12 protein-coding genes are annotated in these 16,455 nt (G+C 58.1%); 5 read left to right on the top strand and 7 right to left on the bottom strand.

What is annotated here, in order from left to right; all coding sequences use genetic code 11:
• The first annotated feature begins 108 nt into the window (after positions 1-108).
• Both ACMGGX_RS03140 and ACMGGX_RS03135 read left to right on the top strand, forming a co-directional pair.
• Complete coding sequence (locus ACMGGX_RS03140) at positions 109-648, top strand: YfaZ family outer membrane protein (protein ID WP_348561539.1); 540 nt, start codon at positions 109-111, stop codon at positions 646-648.
• 93 nt (positions 649-741) lie between these two features.
• Positions 742-1,941: a nicotinamide mononucleotide deamidase-related protein YfaY gene (locus ACMGGX_RS03135; protein ID WP_181593544.1), complete on the top strand. Its 1,200-nt coding sequence runs from the start codon at positions 742-744 to the stop codon at positions 1,939-1,941.
• A gap of 33 nt (positions 1,942-1,974) precedes the next feature.
• Here the strand turns inward: ACMGGX_RS03135 and glpC are convergent, their stop codons facing one another.
• From glpC to glpA, 3 genes are read right to left on the bottom strand one after another with little or no spacing between them, the layout of a single operon-like run.
• Entirely contained in the window at positions 1,975-3,165 is a 1,191-nt protein-coding gene (gene glpC, locus ACMGGX_RS03130; protein ID WP_420298032.1) for an anaerobic glycerol-3-phosphate dehydrogenase subunit GlpC, read from the bottom strand.
• Positions 3,162-4,379, bottom strand: coding sequence for a glycerol-3-phosphate dehydrogenase subunit GlpB (glpB, locus tag ACMGGX_RS03125; protein ID WP_420298031.1), 1,218 nt, complete (start codon positions 4,377-4,379; stop codon positions 3,162-3,164). Before glpB ends, glpC begins: the two co-directional genes overlap by 4 nt.
• Complete coding sequence (glpA, locus tag ACMGGX_RS03120; protein WP_420298030.1) at positions 4,369-5,997, bottom strand: anaerobic glycerol-3-phosphate dehydrogenase subunit A; 1,629 nt, start codon at positions 5,995-5,997, stop codon at positions 4,369-4,371. The genes glpB and glpA overlap by 11 nt, the downstream gene beginning before the upstream one ends.
• Positions 5,998-6,249: 252 nt before the next feature.
• Here glpA and glpT point away from each other — a divergent pair, with 252 nt between their 5' ends.
• Both glpT and glpQ read left to right on the top strand, forming a co-directional pair.
• Positions 6,250-7,602: a glycerol-3-phosphate transporter gene (gene glpT / locus ACMGGX_RS03115; protein ID WP_024908206.1), complete on the top strand. Its 1,353-nt coding sequence runs from the start codon at positions 6,250-6,252 to the stop codon at positions 7,600-7,602.
• A gap of 11 nt (positions 7,603-7,613) precedes the next feature.
• Complete coding sequence (glpQ, locus tag ACMGGX_RS03110) at positions 7,614-8,669, top strand: glycerophosphodiester phosphodiesterase (protein ID WP_420298029.1); 1,056 nt, start codon at positions 7,614-7,616, stop codon at positions 8,667-8,669.
• Between the two features lie 89 nt (positions 8,670-8,758).
• On the opposite strand, the gene yfaE is transcribed toward glpQ, so the two are convergent.
• From yfaE to ubiG, 4 genes are all read right to left on the bottom strand, one after another.
• Positions 8,759-9,013: a class I ribonucleotide reductase maintenance protein YfaE gene (gene yfaE / locus ACMGGX_RS03105; protein WP_008500234.1), complete on the bottom strand. Its 255-nt coding sequence runs from the start codon at positions 9,011-9,013 to the stop codon at positions 8,759-8,761.
• Positions 9,013-10,143 carry a class Ia ribonucleoside-diphosphate reductase subunit beta gene (gene nrdB / locus ACMGGX_RS03100; protein WP_023312514.1) on the bottom strand — a complete coding sequence of 377 codons (1,131 nt, stop codon included), beginning with the start codon at positions 10,141-10,143 and terminating at the stop codon, positions 9,013-9,015. Before nrdB ends, yfaE begins: the two co-directional genes overlap by 1 nt.
• Before the next feature lie 49 nt (positions 10,144-10,192).
• Positions 10,193-12,478 carry a class 1a ribonucleoside-diphosphate reductase subunit alpha gene (nrdA, locus tag ACMGGX_RS03095; protein WP_045402753.1) on the bottom strand — a complete coding sequence of 762 codons (2,286 nt, stop codon included), beginning with the start codon at positions 12,476-12,478 and terminating at the stop codon, positions 10,193-10,195.
• Positions 12,479-12,825: 347 nt separating this feature from the next.
• Positions 12,826-13,554 carry a bifunctional 2-polyprenyl-6-hydroxyphenol methylase/3-demethylubiquinol 3-O-methyltransferase UbiG gene (gene ubiG / locus ACMGGX_RS03090; protein ID WP_420298028.1) on the bottom strand — a complete coding sequence of 243 codons (729 nt, stop codon included), beginning with the start codon at positions 13,552-13,554 and terminating at the stop codon, positions 12,826-12,828.
• 146 nt (positions 13,555-13,700) lie between these two features.
• Here ubiG and gyrA point away from each other — a divergent pair, with 146 nt between their 5' ends.
• A complete protein-coding gene (gene gyrA / locus ACMGGX_RS03085; RefSeq protein ID WP_039263204.1) occupies positions 13,701-16,337 on the top strand; it encodes a DNA topoisomerase (ATP-hydrolyzing) subunit A in 2,637 nt (878 codons plus the stop codon).
• Positions 16,338-16,455: the final 118 nt, after the last annotated feature.

The raw sequence follows: 16,455 nt of genomic DNA, 5'->3' as shown, positions 1-16,455 counted from the left end.
TTACAATCTACTGACCTGCCGCACGCAGAGTGCTTGATCCCCGGGAGACTCCGGTTAAAATCTCGCGGTTTTGGGACTTCTTTATAATAATTGTGCGGGATCACGACAATGAAAAAAGTGGCATTCGTGGGCTTCGGCCTGATGGTTGTATCTGCGGCGGCTAACGCCATCAGCATTAGCGGCTCGGCGGGTCAGGATTATACCCACCTGGGCTTTGGCATGGGTACCGAGACTTCCGGTCTGGCGATGACCGGCGGCTGGACGCATAACGATGACGACGGCGACGCGGCGAGCCTCGGCCTGGGTCTCAACATTCCTCTTGGCCCGTTCCTGGCCACCGTCGGCGGTAAAGGTATCTATACCAACCCAAATGACGGTGACGAAGGGTACGCGGCGGCAGTGGGCGGCGGCCTGCAGTGGAAAATTGGCGACAGCTTCGGCCTGTTTGGTGAGTACTACTACTCTCCAGATTCCCTCTCAAGCGGTATCGAAAGCTATGAAGAGGCCAACGCCGGCGCGCGCTGGACCATCATGCGTCCGATTACCATCGAAGCGGGCTATCGCTATCTGAACCTGGCCGGCAAAGACGGCAACCGCGACAACGCGCTGGCCGACGGCCCGTACGTGGGCGTCAGCGCAGGCTTCTAATCACTCCGGCGCGGCGTTCTGTCGCGCCAGTTTCTCTCTTCTCCACCCCGCGTTTGCGCTATAGTGTTTTGACCAAATAAGCGGGAGAACATAATGATTAACGTGGAGATGTTATCCACCGGCGACGAAGTGCTGCATGGACAAATTATCGATACCAATGCTGCCTGGCTTGCCGATCTTTTCTTTGAGCAAGGATTACCGTTAACGCGCCGCAATACGGTGGGCGACAATCTTGAGTCGCTGGTCGCTATTCTGCGCGAGCGCAGCGAGCACTGCGACGTGCTGATTGTGAACGGCGGACTCGGCCCCACCGGTGACGATCTCAGCGCGCTGGCCGCCGCCACCGCAAAAGGCGAAGGGCTGGTGCTGCATGAGGCGTGGCTTTCGCAGATGGAGCGCTTTTTCTCCGAACGTGGCCGCGTCATGGCCCCCAGCAACCGCAAACAGGCTGAAATTCCCGCCAGCGCCGAGCTGGTCGATAACCCGGTGGGTACCGCGTGCGGGTTTGCCATGCAGCTGAACCGCTGCCTGATGTTCTTCACGCCGGGCGTGCCCTCAGAATTTAAAGTGATGGTCGAGCAGCAGATCCTGCCGCGCCTTCGCGATCGTTTTACCCTGCCTGAACCGCCGCTGTGCCTGCGACTGACCACCTTTGGCCGCTCGGAAAGCGATCTGGCCCAGAGCCTTGACCCTCTCCCGCTGCCGCCGGGCGTCTCCATGGGCTACCGCTCCTCCATGCCGATCATTGAACTCAAGCTGACAGGCCCGGCCGAACAGAAAGAGGCGATGCTGGCCCTGTGGCCCGAGGTGCAGCGCGTGGCGGGCGAAAGCCTGATCTTTGAAGGGACGGAAGGGCTGCCCGCGCAGATTGCGACGCATCTGCAGTCGCGTCAGCTGAGCGTGACCTTAAGCGAGCAGTTCACCGGTGGCCTGTTGGCGCTGCAGCTGTCGCGCGTCAACGCGCCGCTGCTGGCCAGCGAAGTGGTGCCGTTCCAGCAGGAGACCCTGGCGCAAACCGCCCGCTGGGCTTCCGAGAGAAGGGTGAAGCATTTTGCCGGGCTGGCGCTGTTTGTCGGGGGGCTGGACGAGGAACATCTTAACTTCGCGCTGGCGACGCCGGAAGGCACCTGGGCCATGCGGGTAAAAATGAGCATCACCCGCCACAGCCTGGCGGTGCGTCAGGAGGTTTGCGCTATGATGGCGCTGAACATGCTGCGCCGCTGGCTGAATGGCAAAGAGGTTGCAAGCGAGCACGGCTGGATTAACGTTGTCGAGTCGCTGTTCGTGGAGTAATGCGTTGGCCGGGGCGTTTAGCCCCGGCCGTGTTCAGCCCAGCGCCTTCGCCAGCAGGGCGATCGGATGTTCGCAGCGCTTGCTGGTGGACATCTCAATCTGCCACTTGCAGGTTTCGCAGTCCGTTACCACGATATCCGCGCCGCTCTCTTCAATCTGACGGAACAGCGGGGCGCCGATCGCCTGTGACGTTTCGTAGTTTTCCCGCTTAAAGCCGTAGGTTCCTGCAATCCCGCAGCAGCGCGAGTCCAGCACCGTCAGCTCCAGCCCCGGGATTAACCGCAGCAGCTCAAGCGTATAGAGCGACCAGCCCATTTTCTCCATATGACACGGCGTGTGATACACCACTTTCAGGGGTAATTTCCCCAGCGGCAACGTCTGCCCGCTGTCCAGCTTACGCCACAGGAAGCGTGTCGCCAGCTCGATGTGCTCGCGCAGGCCGGTATTATCCACGTCCAGCAGATGCGGGTACTCGTCGCGCAGGGTGAAGGTACAGGTGGACGAGGTCGCCAGCACCGGAATACCTTTATCGACAATCGCTTCGCGCAGGGAGGTGACATTGCTCTGAGCCTGCCTGCGCGCTTTATCGGTAAACCCGTTGGCGATCAGCGGTACGCCGCAGCACTTCTCTTTGTTCAGTAGCTGAACGCCCGTTCCCATGGCGTTCAGCACCTTCAGCAGATCTTTACCCAGCTGCGGGTGGTTGTAATTCACATAGCAGCCGTGGAAAAAGGCCACCTGGTCGGCATACTTCGCCTGCTCCGCCGCGACGGATTTGTACCAGCGGCGGAAGGTGCCGTGAGAATATTTCGGCAAGCTGCGGTGATGGTCTATCTTCAGCGTCGCATCCAGCAGCTGGCGCACCGGCTTGAGCGAGGTCGCGGCATTCACCAGCGGGGCAAAGGGCGTCGAGACGCTGCCCATCAGATCGGTGTGGCTCAAAATAGCGTCACGCAGCGTCGGCTTTTGCGTGCTGTAGCGCGCCCGGGCGCGCTGGATGATATCGCCGATTTTCACATCCGACGGGCAGGCGACTTCGCAGCGTTTGCAGTTGATGCAGTATTTCAGCGCCTCGTCGTACAGCTTGCCGTCCTTCAGACGCAGACGCTCGCCGTCCGGTCCGGCCTGCTTTGGCCCGGGATAGCGTGGGTTCACCCCGCTCACCGGGCAGACGGTGGTACACACCGTGCATTTAATGCAGCTTTCAAAACGGGTGTCGTTCATTGTTCAGCCTCCGTGCGCTGGCTAATCTGCTCTGCCACATACAGCGCCGTGACGGCGCAGACCCCGCCACCGCATCCCTGGGCAATGGGATCGTACCCGCCCAGCAGCGAGCCGATGGCAAAGAGATTTCTGACGGGCTTACCGGAAAGTTGCGGATGTAGCTGGTTATCGACAATCACGCCGAACTGCTGCCAGGGCTGCGGCGAGAAGAAATCACTTTGATACCAGTCCGCGCGGGAGGATCGCTGGCGAACATCGAGCCCCATAATAGCTTCCCGGATGCCCTCCCGGCTGCTCAGCAGCCCGTTGCTGAAGAAGCTGCCGCTTGCCAGCACCGTATAGCGGGCACGAAGCGGAATATCGTCGTGGTTGCGCGTCCAGACTTCGCTCACCGCGCCGTCGGTCAGGGTGATTTTTTTCACCTCATCACCCGCCATCCACACGCCGCCCTGCGCGACAAACTGGCGCTGGAGCTGGGTATGCAGGCGAATGCCGGGTACGGAAGGGGGCAGCGTGGGCAGCAGGCCGAGCGTGCAGGGCAGACGATCCGAGAGCCAGCGCCAGAGCCGGTTGTCGCGTAAACCAAAGCAGGCGGGCATCAGCAGGGAGTCGCAGCCGTCGCTGAGCGGCCTGAGCGCGTCATACAGCAGCGGCCATTTGTCCTCGTTATCCAGAAAACGGGCGATATTCACCGCGCGAAACTCGCTCGGGTTATCGCGCAGGACATCAAGCTCGGGCAGCTCTATCTCTGCCGTTTCGGCATTGACGCCCTGGCGACAGAGCGACGCGGCCGCGAGATGGGGCTGAAAATCCAGAAAGCCGCTAATGCCCACGACCCGCACGCGCGCGGCATTGAAGGGAGCAACGGGCACTTCTTCCGGGCTGAGCCAGGCAGGGCGCAGGGTGCCGAGCGGGGTGACGCGCTGGTGATTGAGCCGGGCGCTTCCCTTCAGACGCGCGCCGCAGTCCGCCAGCAGCGCTTCGGTTTCCAGCGCAAAGCGGTCAATATGCTGGGCGCCAATCAGGTGATACGGGTGCTCCGGCGGCAGCTTGTCGCGGTACGCTTCGTCCACCAGATCCAGAGAGCCCGACGAGAAGTGCAGGGCGCTCTGGCCCCGGGTGATAATGGCGCAGCGCAGCCCCTGCTTCGAGAGCTTGATGCCGCAGAGCAGGCCTGCCAGCCCGCCGCCGACGATTACGGTATCAAATTTCATCGCGTTGCTCCTTCTCAAGACCGCAAAGCCCCTGGTAGACCCAGCGGGTAAATTCGCTTTCGCGCAGGGCATCGCCCCAGGCGACAGGCTGAATACCTTTCCAGCGCTCGTTTAAAAACGCGCTGAGCTGATCGAGCGACTGGGTGGCGGTGGTGGTATGAAAACGCTGCAGCAGCCCGGCGGCACGACAGGCGCACAGCTCGCCCTGACAGGTACCCATTCCCACGCGGGTGCGGCGACGAAGATCGAGCAGGCTTGTGACCGTCAGGCTCTCCACCGCGTACTGCACCTCACCGGCGGTGACGGCTTCGCACTCGCACACCAGGCTGCGGCTCAGGCGTCCTTCACCGAGCCACTGCGGCGTTCTGTCGCCGTGGCGGTAAATCGCGGATCCGCGCAGCGGCGCGGGCAGGGAGATGATTTTTTGCAGCGTTTTTTCGGTGGACTGCCGCGAGCCGGGCAGCGGCTGGTCTGCCGTCACGCACCGTTCGGTATTCCCCAGCTTGCGGCAGACGGCATCGGTCGCCCACTCGGCCATCAGGCGGTAGGTCATCAGCTTGCCGCCGGTGATGGTGATAAACCCGTCCATGCCGTCGCGCTCGGCGTGATCGAGCAGCACGATGCCCCGGCTGACGTTACGTCCGCTCGGGTCGTTGTCGCTGGCAACCAGCGGACGCACGCCCGCGTAGGCGCGCAGAATACGCGTCTGCGCCATCACCGGGGCCAGTTTTTCCCCTTCGCGCAGCAGGACGTCGACCTCTTCGGCGGTCACGCGGTTGTAGTCAATCTCGCTGTAGTCGACGTGGGTTGAGGTGGTACCGATTAACGAAATGGTGTCGCCCGGAACGAGGATATCGGCGTCGGACGGTTTGCGGCAGCGGTTGATCACGTGGTTATTGATGCGGTGGTCGAGGATCAGCAGCGAGCCTTTCGCCGGGAACATGCGCACCGACAGATCCGCGTATTCCGCGATGCGCTGTCCCCAGATCCCCGCCGCGTTGACCACCACGGCGGCATACAGCTCGCTGTGTTCGTTATATTGCGTATCAAGGATCCGCACGCCGCAGATGCGATTCCCCTCGCGGATAAGCCCGGTCACTTCGTGCCCGGTCAGGATGCGCGCGCCATGCTCGCGGGCGTCCAGCATATTGGCGGCCGTCAGGCGGAAGGGGTCAACGGTGCCGTCAGGCACTTTCACCGCGCCGATAAGCGCCGGGTTAACCGACGGTTCCAGCCGCCGCGCCAGCGCCGGGTCCATGGCCTCAGCCTGAATGCCCGCCGCAGTGCAGGCGGTAATAAAGGTGTCCTGAAAGGCGAGATCATCTTCGGGAAGAGTAATAAAGAGGCCGTTGGTTGGCTCAATGCAGTGGCGGGCGATACGCTTGAGGATCTGGTTTTCAGCAATACATTCGCGTGCGGATTCACCGTCGGTAACCGCATACCGCGCTCCGCTGTGCAGCAGGCCGTGGTTACGCCCGGTTGCGCCCGTGGCGATATCGTGGCGCTCCAGCAGCGTGACGCTTAAGCCGCGAAGGGCGCAGTCGCGTGCGATCCCGGCGCCGGTTGCGCCACCGCCAATGATTATCACATCGCTGTAGCGAGGATCGTGAATGGTCATTGTTTACCCTCTATGTTCGTTTTTTTATCATTTAGCCATATCAATAGTGTGGTTTGTTTGATTTCGAGCATAAACGCGCGAAATTCGAAAGTGGAACGTGATTTCATGCGCTTTTTTGCGCATTCTGTCATATTTCTGTAACAATCTGTGCGTTGATTCACAGTAACAATCACCGTGATTTCTTAACATCCCCGCCTCTGGAATTCAGGTGCGAGCCACCTGCCCATTCAATTCAAGGCCACGGAGGCTGTTATGCTCAGTATCTTCAAACCTGCGCCGCACAGGGCGCGTCTGCCAGAGGCAGAAATTGATCCGCTATACCGCCGTCTGCGCTGGCAAATTTTCCTGGGGATCTTCTTCGGGTACGCGGCGTACTACCTTGTACGTAAAAACTTCGCGCTCGCCATGCCGTATCTGGTGGAGCAGGGCTTCTCCCGCGGCGATCTGGGGTTCGCGCTGTCGGGGATCTCAATCGCCTACGGTTTTTCCAAATTCATCATGGGTTCCGTGTCGGATCGCTCGAATCCGCGCGTGTTCCTGCCCGCCGGCCTGATCCTGGCGGCCGCGGTCATGCTGTTCATGGGCTTTGTGCCGTGGGCGACGTCCAGTATTGCGATTATGTTCGTGCTGCTGTTCCTCTGCGGCTGGTTCCAGGGGATGGGGTGGCCGCCGTGCGGACGTACCATGGTGCACTGGTGGTCGCAGAAGGAACGCGGCGGCATCGTGTCGGTGTGGAACTGCGCGCATAACGTCGGTGGCGGTATTCCGCCGCTGCTGTTCCTGCTGGGGATGGCCTGGTTCAACGACTGGCACGCTGCGCTGTATATGCCTGCCTTTGGCGCCATCGTCGTGGCGATTTTCGCCTTCGCGCTGATGCGCGATACGCCGCAGTCCTGCGGCCTGCCGCCGATTGAAGAGTACAAAAACGACTATCCGGATGATTACAGCAAGGAGCACGAAGAAGAGCTGACCGCAAAACAGATCTTCATGAAGTACGTCCTACCGAACAAGCTGCTGTGGTACATCGCGGTGGCGAACGTGTTCGTTTACCTGCTGCGCTACGGCATTCTGGACTGGTCCCCGACCTACCTGAAAGAGGTGAAGCACTTCGCGCTGGATAAATCGTCCTGGGCCTATTTCCTGTATGAATATGCTGGGATCCCGGGCACGCTGCTTTGCGGCTGGATGTCGGACAAAGTGTTTAAAGGCAACCGCGGCGCGACGGGCGTGTTCTTTATGACCCTGGTCACCATCGCGACCGTCGTTTACTGGCTCAACCCGCCGGGCAACCCATCAGTTGACATGGCCTGCATGATCGTTATCGGCTTCCTGATTTATGGTCCGGTAATGCTGATTGGCCTGCACGCGCTGGAACTGGCGCCGAAAAAAGCGGCAGGCACGGCGGCAGGATTTACCGGTCTGTTCGGCTATCTGGGCGGTTCGGTCGCGGCGAGCGCCATCGTGGGCTACACCGTAGACTTCTTCGGCTGGGACGGCGGCTTTATGGTGATGATCGGCGGCAGCGTGCTGGCGGTACTGCTGCTCATTGTGGTCATGATCGGTGAGAAACGTCACCACGCGGAAGTGCTGGCGCGTCGTCAATAAGGAGCATTGCGATGAAATTATCTTACGTAACAACCGGCCTGCTGCTGGCGGGCCTGATGACAGGCTCCGCGCTGGCGGCGGATAAAATCGTTATCGCCCACCGCGGCGCCAGCGGCTATCTGCCGGAGCATACGCTCCCGGCGAAAGCGATGGCCTATGCCCAGGGCGCGGATTATCTGGAGCAGGATCTGGTGATGACCAAGGATGACCAGCTGGTCGTCCTGCATGACCACTATCTGGACCGCGTGACGGACGTGGCGGAGCGTTTCCCGGACCGCGCGCGCAAAGATGGTCGCTACTACGCCATTGATTTCACCCTGGCTGAGATCCGTTCCCTGAAGTTTACCGAAGGCTTTGAGATTGAAAACGGCAAGAAGGTGCAGGTCTATCCGGGACGTTTCCCGATGGGCAAATCTGACTTCCGGATCCATACCTTCCAGGAAGAGATTGAGTTTGTTCAGGGGCTGAACCACTCAACCGGTAAAAATATCGGCATCTACCCGGAGATCAAAGCGCCGTGGTTCCACCATCAGGAAGGCAAAGATATTGCCGCGAAGACGCTGGAGGTGCTGAAACAGTACGGCTACACCAGCAAGAAGGACAAAGTTTACCTGCAGTGTTTTGACGCCGCCGAGCTGAAGCGCATCAAAACCGAGCTGGAGCCGAAGATGGGCATGAACCTCAATCTGGTTCAGCTGATTGCCTATACCGACTGGAATGAAACCCAGGAGAAGCAGCCGGACGGCAGGTGGGTGAACTATAACTACGACTGGATGTTTAAGCCGGGCGCGATGAAGCAGATTGCGCAGTACGCCGACGGCATCGGGCCGGATTACCACATGCTGGTGGCGGAAGGCTCAGCGCCGGGCCACGTGAAGCTGACGGCGATGGTGAAGGAGGCGCACGCCAGCAGGATGCAGGTGCATCCGTATACCGTGCGTGCAGACCAGCTGCCGCCGTATGCCACGGACGTGAATCAGCTTTATGAGGTGTTGTATAACCAGGCGGGCGTGGACGGACTGTTTACGGATTTCCCGGATAAAGCGGTGAGCTTTTTGAAGGATTAACGCTGAAATTGCCGGGTGGCGGCTGCGCCTTACCCGGCCTACGAACTGCGGTTTTGTAGGTCGGGTAAGCGAAGCGCCACCCGACGCAATCACATCTCGATCTCAATATCGCCTTTCGCCCGGCAGCAGCAGGGCAAAATTTCCCCTTCGTTGATAAAGGCCAGCGGTTCGGTCAGCCAGTCCACCTGGCCGGCGACCAGGCGGCAGCGGCAGGAGCCGCAGTAGCCGGAACGACACTGGTACTCTACTTCTACCTGATGCGCCTCAAGCGCCACCAGCAGAGAAGGGTGCTCCTCCCGACACAGTACCTCAGTGCCGGAAAGACTTAACGTGACGCGTGACATCAGAGCTGGAAGTTGCTCAGGTCGTCGGTGTTGACTTCAGAATCAATCTGACCGACCAGATAAGAGCTGACTTCCACTTCCTGCGGCGCAACCTGCACGTTATCGGACACCAGCCAGGTGTTGATCCACGGAATCGGGTTAGAACGCGTCTGGAACGGCAGGTCAAGACCGACGGCCTGCATGCGGATGTTGGTGATGTACTCAACGTACTGGCACAGGATGTCTTTGTTCAGGCCAATCATGGAGCCGTCGCGGAACAGGTAGTCTGCCCACTCTTTCTCCTGCTGAGCCGCCAGCACGAACAGGTCGTAGCACTCCTGCTTGCACTCTTCGGCGATTTCCGCCATCTCCGGATCGTCCGTACCGCTGCGCAGCAGGTTCAGCATGTGCTGGGTACCGGTCAGGTGCAGGGCTTCATCGCGGGCGATCAGACGGATGATTTTGGCGTTGCCTTCCATCAGCTTGCGCTCGGCAAAGGCGAAGGAGCAGGCAAAGCTCACGTAGAAGCGGATCGCTTCCAGCGCGTTGACGCTCATCAGGCACAGGTACAGCTGTTTTTTCAGCGCGCGCAGGTTCACGGTGATGGTTTTACCGTTCACGTTGTGCGTACCTTCGCCCAGCAGATGCCAGTAGCTGGTCATCTCGATCAGCTCGTCGTAGTAATGGGCAATGCCTTCCGCGCGCTTCTGGATCTGCTCGTTGGTAACGATATCATCAAACACCACCGCCGGATCGTTCACGATGTTGCGGATGATGTGGGTGTAAGAGCGGGAGTGGATAGTCTCGGAGAACGCCCAGGTTTCCACCCAGGTTTCCAGCTCCGGAATGGAGATCAGCGGCAGCAGCGCCACGTTCGGGCTACGACCCTGAATGGAGTCCAGCAGCGTCTGGTACTTCAGGTTGCTGATGAAGATATGTTTTTCGTGATCCGGCAGCGACTGGTAGTCAATACGGTCGCGGGAGACGTCCACTTCTTCCGGGCGCCAGAAGAAGGAGAGTTGCTTTTCAATCAGCTTTTCGAAGATGTCATATTTTTGCTGATCGTAGCGTGCCACGTTGACCGGCTGGCCGAAGAACATCGGCTCTTTGAGCTGGTCGTTTTTCGTCTGTGAAAAGGTGGTATATGCCATGAGTGTGTCCTGTCTTACGAAATAAAGGCGGGGATATCCCCGCCCTTCATTAGATCTTACATGCGCCGCTTTCGCAGCCATCGTCCTGAATTGACGGTACCAGGTCGTCCTGCGCGTCTTCCGCACCGTCACGGGTGTTGTGATAGTACAGGGTTTTCACGCCAAATTTGTAGGCGGTGAGCAGGTCTTTCAGCAATTGCTGCATCGGTACCTTGCCGGACGGGAAGCGCGTCGGGTCATAGTTGGTATTGGCAGAGATCGACTGGTCGATAAACTTCTGCATGATACCCACCAGCTGCAGGTAGCCATCGTTGTTTGGCATTTCCCACAGCAGCTCGTAGTTGTTGCCCAGCGTTTCGTAATCCGGTACCACCTGGCGCAGCACGCCGTCTTTCGACGCTTTGATGCTGACGTGGCCGCGCGGCGGTTCAATACCGTTGGTGGCGTTAGAGATCTGCGAAGAGGTCTCGGACGGCATCAGGGCAGAGAGCGTAGAGTTACGCAGGCCGTGGGTCTTGATGGACTCGCGCAGGCCTTCCCAGTCGAGATGCAGCGGCTCGCTGACGATCGCATCCAGGTCTTTCTTGTAGGTGTCGATTGGCAGAATGCCTTTCGCGTAGGTGGTTTCGTTGAACCACGGGCACGCGCCTTGCTCTTTCGCCAGCTCGTTAGAGGCTTTCATCAGGTAGTACTGAATCGCTTCGAACGTCTGGTGCGTCAGGTTGTTAGCGCTGCCGTCGGAGTAACGCTTGCCGTTTTTCGCCAGCCAGTAGGCGAAGTTGATCACGCCGATACCCAGGGTACGGCGGCCCATCGCACCGCGTTTAGCGGCCGGGATTGGGTAATCCTGGTAGTCCAGCAGGGCGTCGAGCGCGCGAACCGCCAGCACGGCCAGCTCTTCCAGCTCGTCCAGGCTCTTAATCGCGCCCAGGTTGAACGCGGAAAGTGTACACAGCGCGATTTCGCCGTTTTCGTCGTTCACGTCTTCCAGCGGTTTGGTCGGCAGGGCGATCTCCAGGCACAGGTTAGACTGGCGCACTGGCGCAACTACTGGATCAAACGGACTATGGGTGTTGCAGTGGTCCACGTTCTGGATGTAGATACGGCCGGTAGAGGCACGTTCCTGCATCATCAGGGAGAACAGGTCTACCGCTTTCACGCGCTGCTTGCGGATGCTGTCGTCTTTTTCGTATTTTGTGTACAGACGCTCGAACTCGTCCTGATCGGCAAAGAACGCGTCATACAGGCCTGGAACGTCGGACGGGCTGAACAGCGTGATGTCTTCGCCTTTCAGCAGACGGGTGTACATCAGCTTGTTGATCTGCACGCCGTAGTCCATGTGACGCACGCGGTTGCCTTCCACGCCGCGGTTGTTTTTCAGGACAAGCAGGCTTTCCACTTCCAGGTGCCACATCGGGTAGAACAGAGTCGCAGCACCGCCGCGCACGCCGCCCTGAGAGCAGGATTTTACTGCCGTCTGGAAGTGTTTATAGAACGGAATACAGCCGGTGTGGAACGCTTCACCGCCGCGAATCGGGCTGCCCAGCGCGCGAATGCGACCGGCGTTGATGCCGATACCGGCACGCTGGGAAACGTATTTCACGATGGCGCTGGAGGTGGCGTTGATGGAATCCAGGCTGTCACCACACTCGATCAGTACGCAGGAGCTGAACTGACGGGTTGGGGTACGCACGCCAGACATGATTGGCGTCGGCAGTGAAATCTTGAACGTGGATACCGCATCGTAGAAACGCTTCACGTATTCCAGACGGGTGTCACGCGGGTAGTTAGAGAACAGGCAGGCGGCCACCAGAATATAGAGGAACTGGGCGCTTTCGTAGATCTCACCGGTTACACGGTTCTGAACCAGGTATTTGCCTTCGAGCTGCTTCACCGCCGCGTAGGAGAAGTTCATGTCGCGCCAGTGATCGATAAACCCGTTCATCTGCTCGAACTCTTCTTCCGTATAGTCTTCCAGCAGATGCGTGTCGTATTTGCCCAGCTCAACCATTTTCACTACGTGATCGTAAAGCTTCGGCGGCTCAAACTGGCCATAGGCTTTTTTACGCAGATGGAAAATCGCCAGACGTGCAGCGAGGTACTGATAATCCGGTGCTTCGCGGGAGATGAGGTCAGCCGCTGCTTTAATGATTGTTTCGTGGATATCAGACGTTTTGATGCCGTCGTAGAACTGAATGTGAGAGCGCAGTTCAACCTGGGAGATAGATACGTTGTTCAGTCCTTCTGCTGCCCAGTCGAGAACTCGATGGATTTTGTCCAGATTGATACGCTCGGTAGTACCGTCGCGCTTTGTCACCAGCAGACTCTGATTCATGTGGGTTTTACCTGTCCGTGAAATAAAAAATATCCCCCGTTTATCCACAGATCCGCCTTGTGACTAACTCTGTGGATAAATACTACATATAGGGGGTTTGCGATAAGAAAAACGCTATATGGTGAGTATTCTAGTATCGAATCTTTTCAGCACAAGGGTTGATTTTGACGTTAAATTGAGGTTGTGAAAGGGTAAAAAAGGCTAAGTCCTCGTACCGTAAGGCCTGGAAGACATGTCAATAATTAAGAAAAAAAATTCAAAATTTGATCGAGTGCTGATTTCTTCAACGGGAGGTCAGAATTGCGCAACATGATGTCGCGCAATCTTTATAAGAATAACGAATGACGTTAGTCGTTTTTGGCGGTTGTGTGCAACATATAGTTAACATCAACGCCCGGTGCGAGTTTGAATTTATCGGTCAGCGGATTGTAGTGCAGGCCGGTGATGTGCTGCTCTTTGAGCCACGTCTGGTCAACCCAGCCTAACAACTCCGCAGGCTTAATGAATTTCTTCACGTCGTGCGTCCCTTTCGGCACCATGCGCAGCACATACTCCGCGCCGACAACGGCCATCAGCCAGGCTTTACCGTTGCGGTTTATGGTTGAGAAGAAGACCTGGCCGCCCGGTTTCACCAGTTTTGCACAGGCGTGCACCACCGACTGCGGATCGGGAACGTGCTCCAGCATCTCCATGCAGGTCACCACATCGTACTGTTGGGCGTGTTTTGCCGCGTGCTCTTCCACGGTTTCCTGCACGTATTCCACCTGTATGCCGGACTCAAGCGCGTGAAGGCGGGCAACCTGGAGCGGTTCAAAGCCCATATCCAGGCCCGTAACATTCGCCCCTTCGCGCGCCATGCTCTCAGCCAGGATGCCGCCGCCGCAGCCAACGTCGAGCACTTTCTTACCGAACAGACCGCCGGAACGCTCCGCGATATAGCCCAGACGCAGCGGGTTAATGCGATGCAGCGGTTTGAACTCACCTTCGAGATCCCACCAGCGGGACGCCACCGCTTCAAATTTGGCAATCTCTTCGTGGTCAACGTTGTGAGCCACCGGGGATTTTTCGGCATTCATGGGCGCTTTTACTCCTTATTTAGCAAGACAAAGGAGTATATCAGGCAATCCCCGTGAATAAAGCGTATAGGTTTACCTCAATCACCTCGGCTGTGTTATAATTTGCGACCTTTGAATCCGGGATACAGTAGAGGGATAGCGGTTAGATGAGCGACCTTGCGAGAGAAATTACACCGGTTAACATCGAGGAAGAGCTGAAGAGCTCCTATCTGGACTATGCGATGTCGGTCATTGTTGGCCGTGCGCTGCCGGACGTCCGCGATGGCCTTAAGCCGGTACACCGTCGCGTACTATACGCCATGAACGTATTGGGCAATGACTGGAATAAAGCCTATAAAAAATCTGCCCGCGTCGTCGGTGACGTCATCGGTAAATATCACCCGCATGGTGATACCGCCGTTTATGACACCATCGTTCGTATGGCGCAGCCATTCTCCTTGCGTTACATGCTGGTAGATGGTCAGGGTAACTTTGGTTCAGTCGACGGCGACTCCGCTGCGGCGATGCGTTATACGGAAATCCGTATGTCGAAAATCGCTCATGAGCTGATGGCCGACCTGGAAAAAGAGACCGTTGATTTCGTCGATAACTACGACGGCACCGAGCGCATCCCAGATGTGATGCCAACCAAGATCCCGAACCTGTTGGTTAACGGTTCGTCCGGTATCGCGGTCGGTATGGCAACCAACATTCCGCCGCACAATATCACCGAGGTGATCAACGGCTGCCTGGCCTATATCGACGATGAAGACATCAGCATTGAAGGGCTGATGGAACACATCCCGGGTCCGGACTTCCCAACGGCGGCGATCATCAACGGTCGTCGCGGTATTGAAGAAGCGTACCGCACCGGCCGCGGCAAGATTTACATCCGTGCCCGCGCCGAAGTGGAAGCGGACGCTAAAACCGGCCGTGAAACCATCATTGTTCACGAGATCCCGTATCAGGTGAACAAAGCGCGTCTGATTGAAAAAATCGCCGAGCTGGTAAAAGAAAAACGCGTTGAAGGCATCAGCGCGCTGCGTGACGAGTCTGACAAAGACGGTATGCGCATCGTGATTGAGATCAAACGCGACGCGGTGGGTGAGGTTGTGCTGAACAACCTGTACTCCCAGACTCAGCTTCAGGTCTCCTTCGGTATCAACATGGTTGCGCTGCACCATGGTCAGCCGAAGATCATGAACCTGAAAGAGATCCTGAGCGCGTTCGTGCGTCACCGCCGTGAAGTGGTGACCCGTCGTACCATCTTCGAACTGCGCAAAGCGCGCGACCGTGCGCACATCCTTGAAGCGCTGGCGGTTGCGCTGGCCAACATCGACCCGATCATCGAACTGATCCGTCGTGCGCCAACCCCGGCGGAAGCGAAAGCCGCCCTGATTTCTCGTCCGTGGGATCTGGGTAACGTCGCCGCGATGCTGGAACGTGCGGGCGATGACGCAGCGCGTCCTGAGTGGCTGGAACCTGAATTCGGCGTGCGTGACGGTCAGTATTACCTGACTGAACAGCAGGCCCAGGCGATTCTGGATCTGCGTCTGCAGAAACTGACCGGTCTTGAGCACGAAAAACTGCTCGACGAATACAAAGAGCTGCTGGAACAGATTGCTGAGCTGCTGCACATTCTGGGCAGCGCAGAGCGTCTGATGGAAGTGATCCGTGAAGAGCTGGAGCTGGTCCGCGATCAGTTCGGCGATGCGCGCCGCACCGAAATCACCGCGAACAGCTCTGATATCAACATTGAAGATCTGATCAACCGCGAAGACGTGGTGGTCACCCTGTCTCACCAGGGCTATGTGAAGTATCAGCCGCTGACCGACTACGAAGCACAGCGTCGTGGCGGTAAAGGCAAGTCTGCAGCTCGTATTAAAGAAGAAGACTTTATTGACCGCCTGCTGGTGGCGAACACCCATGACACGATCCTCTGCTTCTCCAGCCGCGGTCGTCTGTACTGGATGAAAGTTTATCAGCTGCCGGAAGCGAGCCGCGGCGCGCGTGGCCGTCCAATCGTTAACCTGCTGCCGCTGGAAGCGAACGAACGTATCACCGCCATCCTGCCGGTACGCGAATACGAAGAGGGCGTGAACGTCTTTATGGCGACCGCCAGCGGTACCGTGAAGAAAACCGCGCTCACCGAGTTCAGCCGCCCACGTTCCGCCGGGATCATCGCGGTGAACCTGAACGAAGGCGACGAGCTGATCGGTGTGGATCTGACCTCCGGTTCTGATGAAGTGATGCTGTTCTCTGCGGCCGGTAAAGTGGTGCGCTTTAAAGAGAACGCCGTCCGTGCAATGGGTCGTACCGCTACGGGCGTTCGTGGTATCAAACTGGCTGGCGAAGACAGCGTTGTTTCTCTGATTATTCCGCGCGGTGAAGGGGCTATCCTGACCGTGACGCAGAATGGTTACGGTAAACGTACGGCGGAAGGGGAATACCCAACCAAGTCTCGCGGCACGCAGGGCGTTATCTCTATCAAAGTGACCGAGCGCAACGGTTCCGTTGTGGGCGCGGTGCAGGTAGACGATGCCGACCAGATCATGATGATCACCGATGCCGGTACGCTGGTGCGTACCCGCGTGTCTGAGATCAGCGTGGTTGGGCGTAACACCCAGGGTGTGATCCTCATCCGTACAGCGGAAGATGAAAACGTGGTCGGTCTGCAGCGCGTTGCTGAGCCGGTGGATGACGAAGAGCTCGATTCCATCGACGGTAGCGTTGCGGAAGGCGATGATGATATCGCGCCGGAAGCCGACACCGACGATGACGTAGCGGATGACGCTGACGAGTAATGTCTCCTGATGCAAAAAAGGGCCGGATTCCGGCCCTTTTCTTTTGCACAAGCAGATAAGTCAACGTTGCGACCTGGCGCGTTTACCGCTACCTTAACCACATTCTTTTGACCCCGAC

This window comes from Enterobacter sp. BNK-29 (assembly GCF_048684785.1).
GTDB classification, from domain to species: domain Bacteria; phylum Pseudomonadota; class Gammaproteobacteria; order Enterobacterales; family Enterobacteriaceae; genus Enterobacter; species Enterobacter cloacae_M.
Note: the sequence above shows the minus strand (reverse complement) of the source record. Positions and strands in the feature narration are given on the sequence as shown.

Coding starts and splice junctions, on each gene's coding strand:
- nrdB (WP_023312514.1), bottom strand. CDS start 10,143: ATGGCATATACCACCTTTTCACAGACGAAAAACGACCAGCTCAAAGAG.
- gyrA (WP_039263204.1), top strand. CDS start 13,701: ATGAGCGACCTTGCGAGAGAAATTACACCGGTTAACATCGAGGAAGAG.
- glpA (WP_420298030.1), bottom strand. CDS start 5,997: ATGACCATTCACGATCCTCGCTACAGCGATGTGATAATCATTGGCGGT.
- ACMGGX_RS03135 (WP_181593544.1), top strand. CDS start 742: ATGATTAACGTGGAGATGTTATCCACCGGCGACGAAGTGCTGCATGGA.
- yfaE (WP_008500234.1), bottom strand. CDS start 9,013: ATGTCACGCGTCACGTTAAGTCTTTCCGGCACTGAGGTACTGTGTCGG.
- ubiG (WP_420298028.1), bottom strand. CDS start 13,554: ATGAATGCCGAAAAATCCCCGGTGGCTCACAACGTTGACCACGAAGAG.
- ACMGGX_RS03140 (WP_348561539.1), top strand. CDS start 109: ATGAAAAAAGTGGCATTCGTGGGCTTCGGCCTGATGGTTGTATCTGCG.
- glpB (WP_420298031.1), bottom strand. CDS start 4,379: ATGAAATTTGATACCGTAATCGTCGGCGGCGGGCTGGCAGGCCTGCTC.
- glpT (WP_024908206.1), top strand. CDS start 6,250: ATGCTCAGTATCTTCAAACCTGCGCCGCACAGGGCGCGTCTGCCAGAG.
- nrdA (WP_045402753.1), bottom strand. CDS start 12,478: ATGAATCAGAGTCTGCTGGTGACAAAGCGCGACGGTACTACCGAGCGT.
- glpC (WP_420298032.1), bottom strand. CDS start 3,165: ATGAACGACACCCGTTTTGAAAGCTGCATTAAATGCACGGTGTGTACC.
- glpQ (WP_420298029.1), top strand. CDS start 7,614: ATGAAATTATCTTACGTAACAACCGGCCTGCTGCTGGCGGGCCTGATG.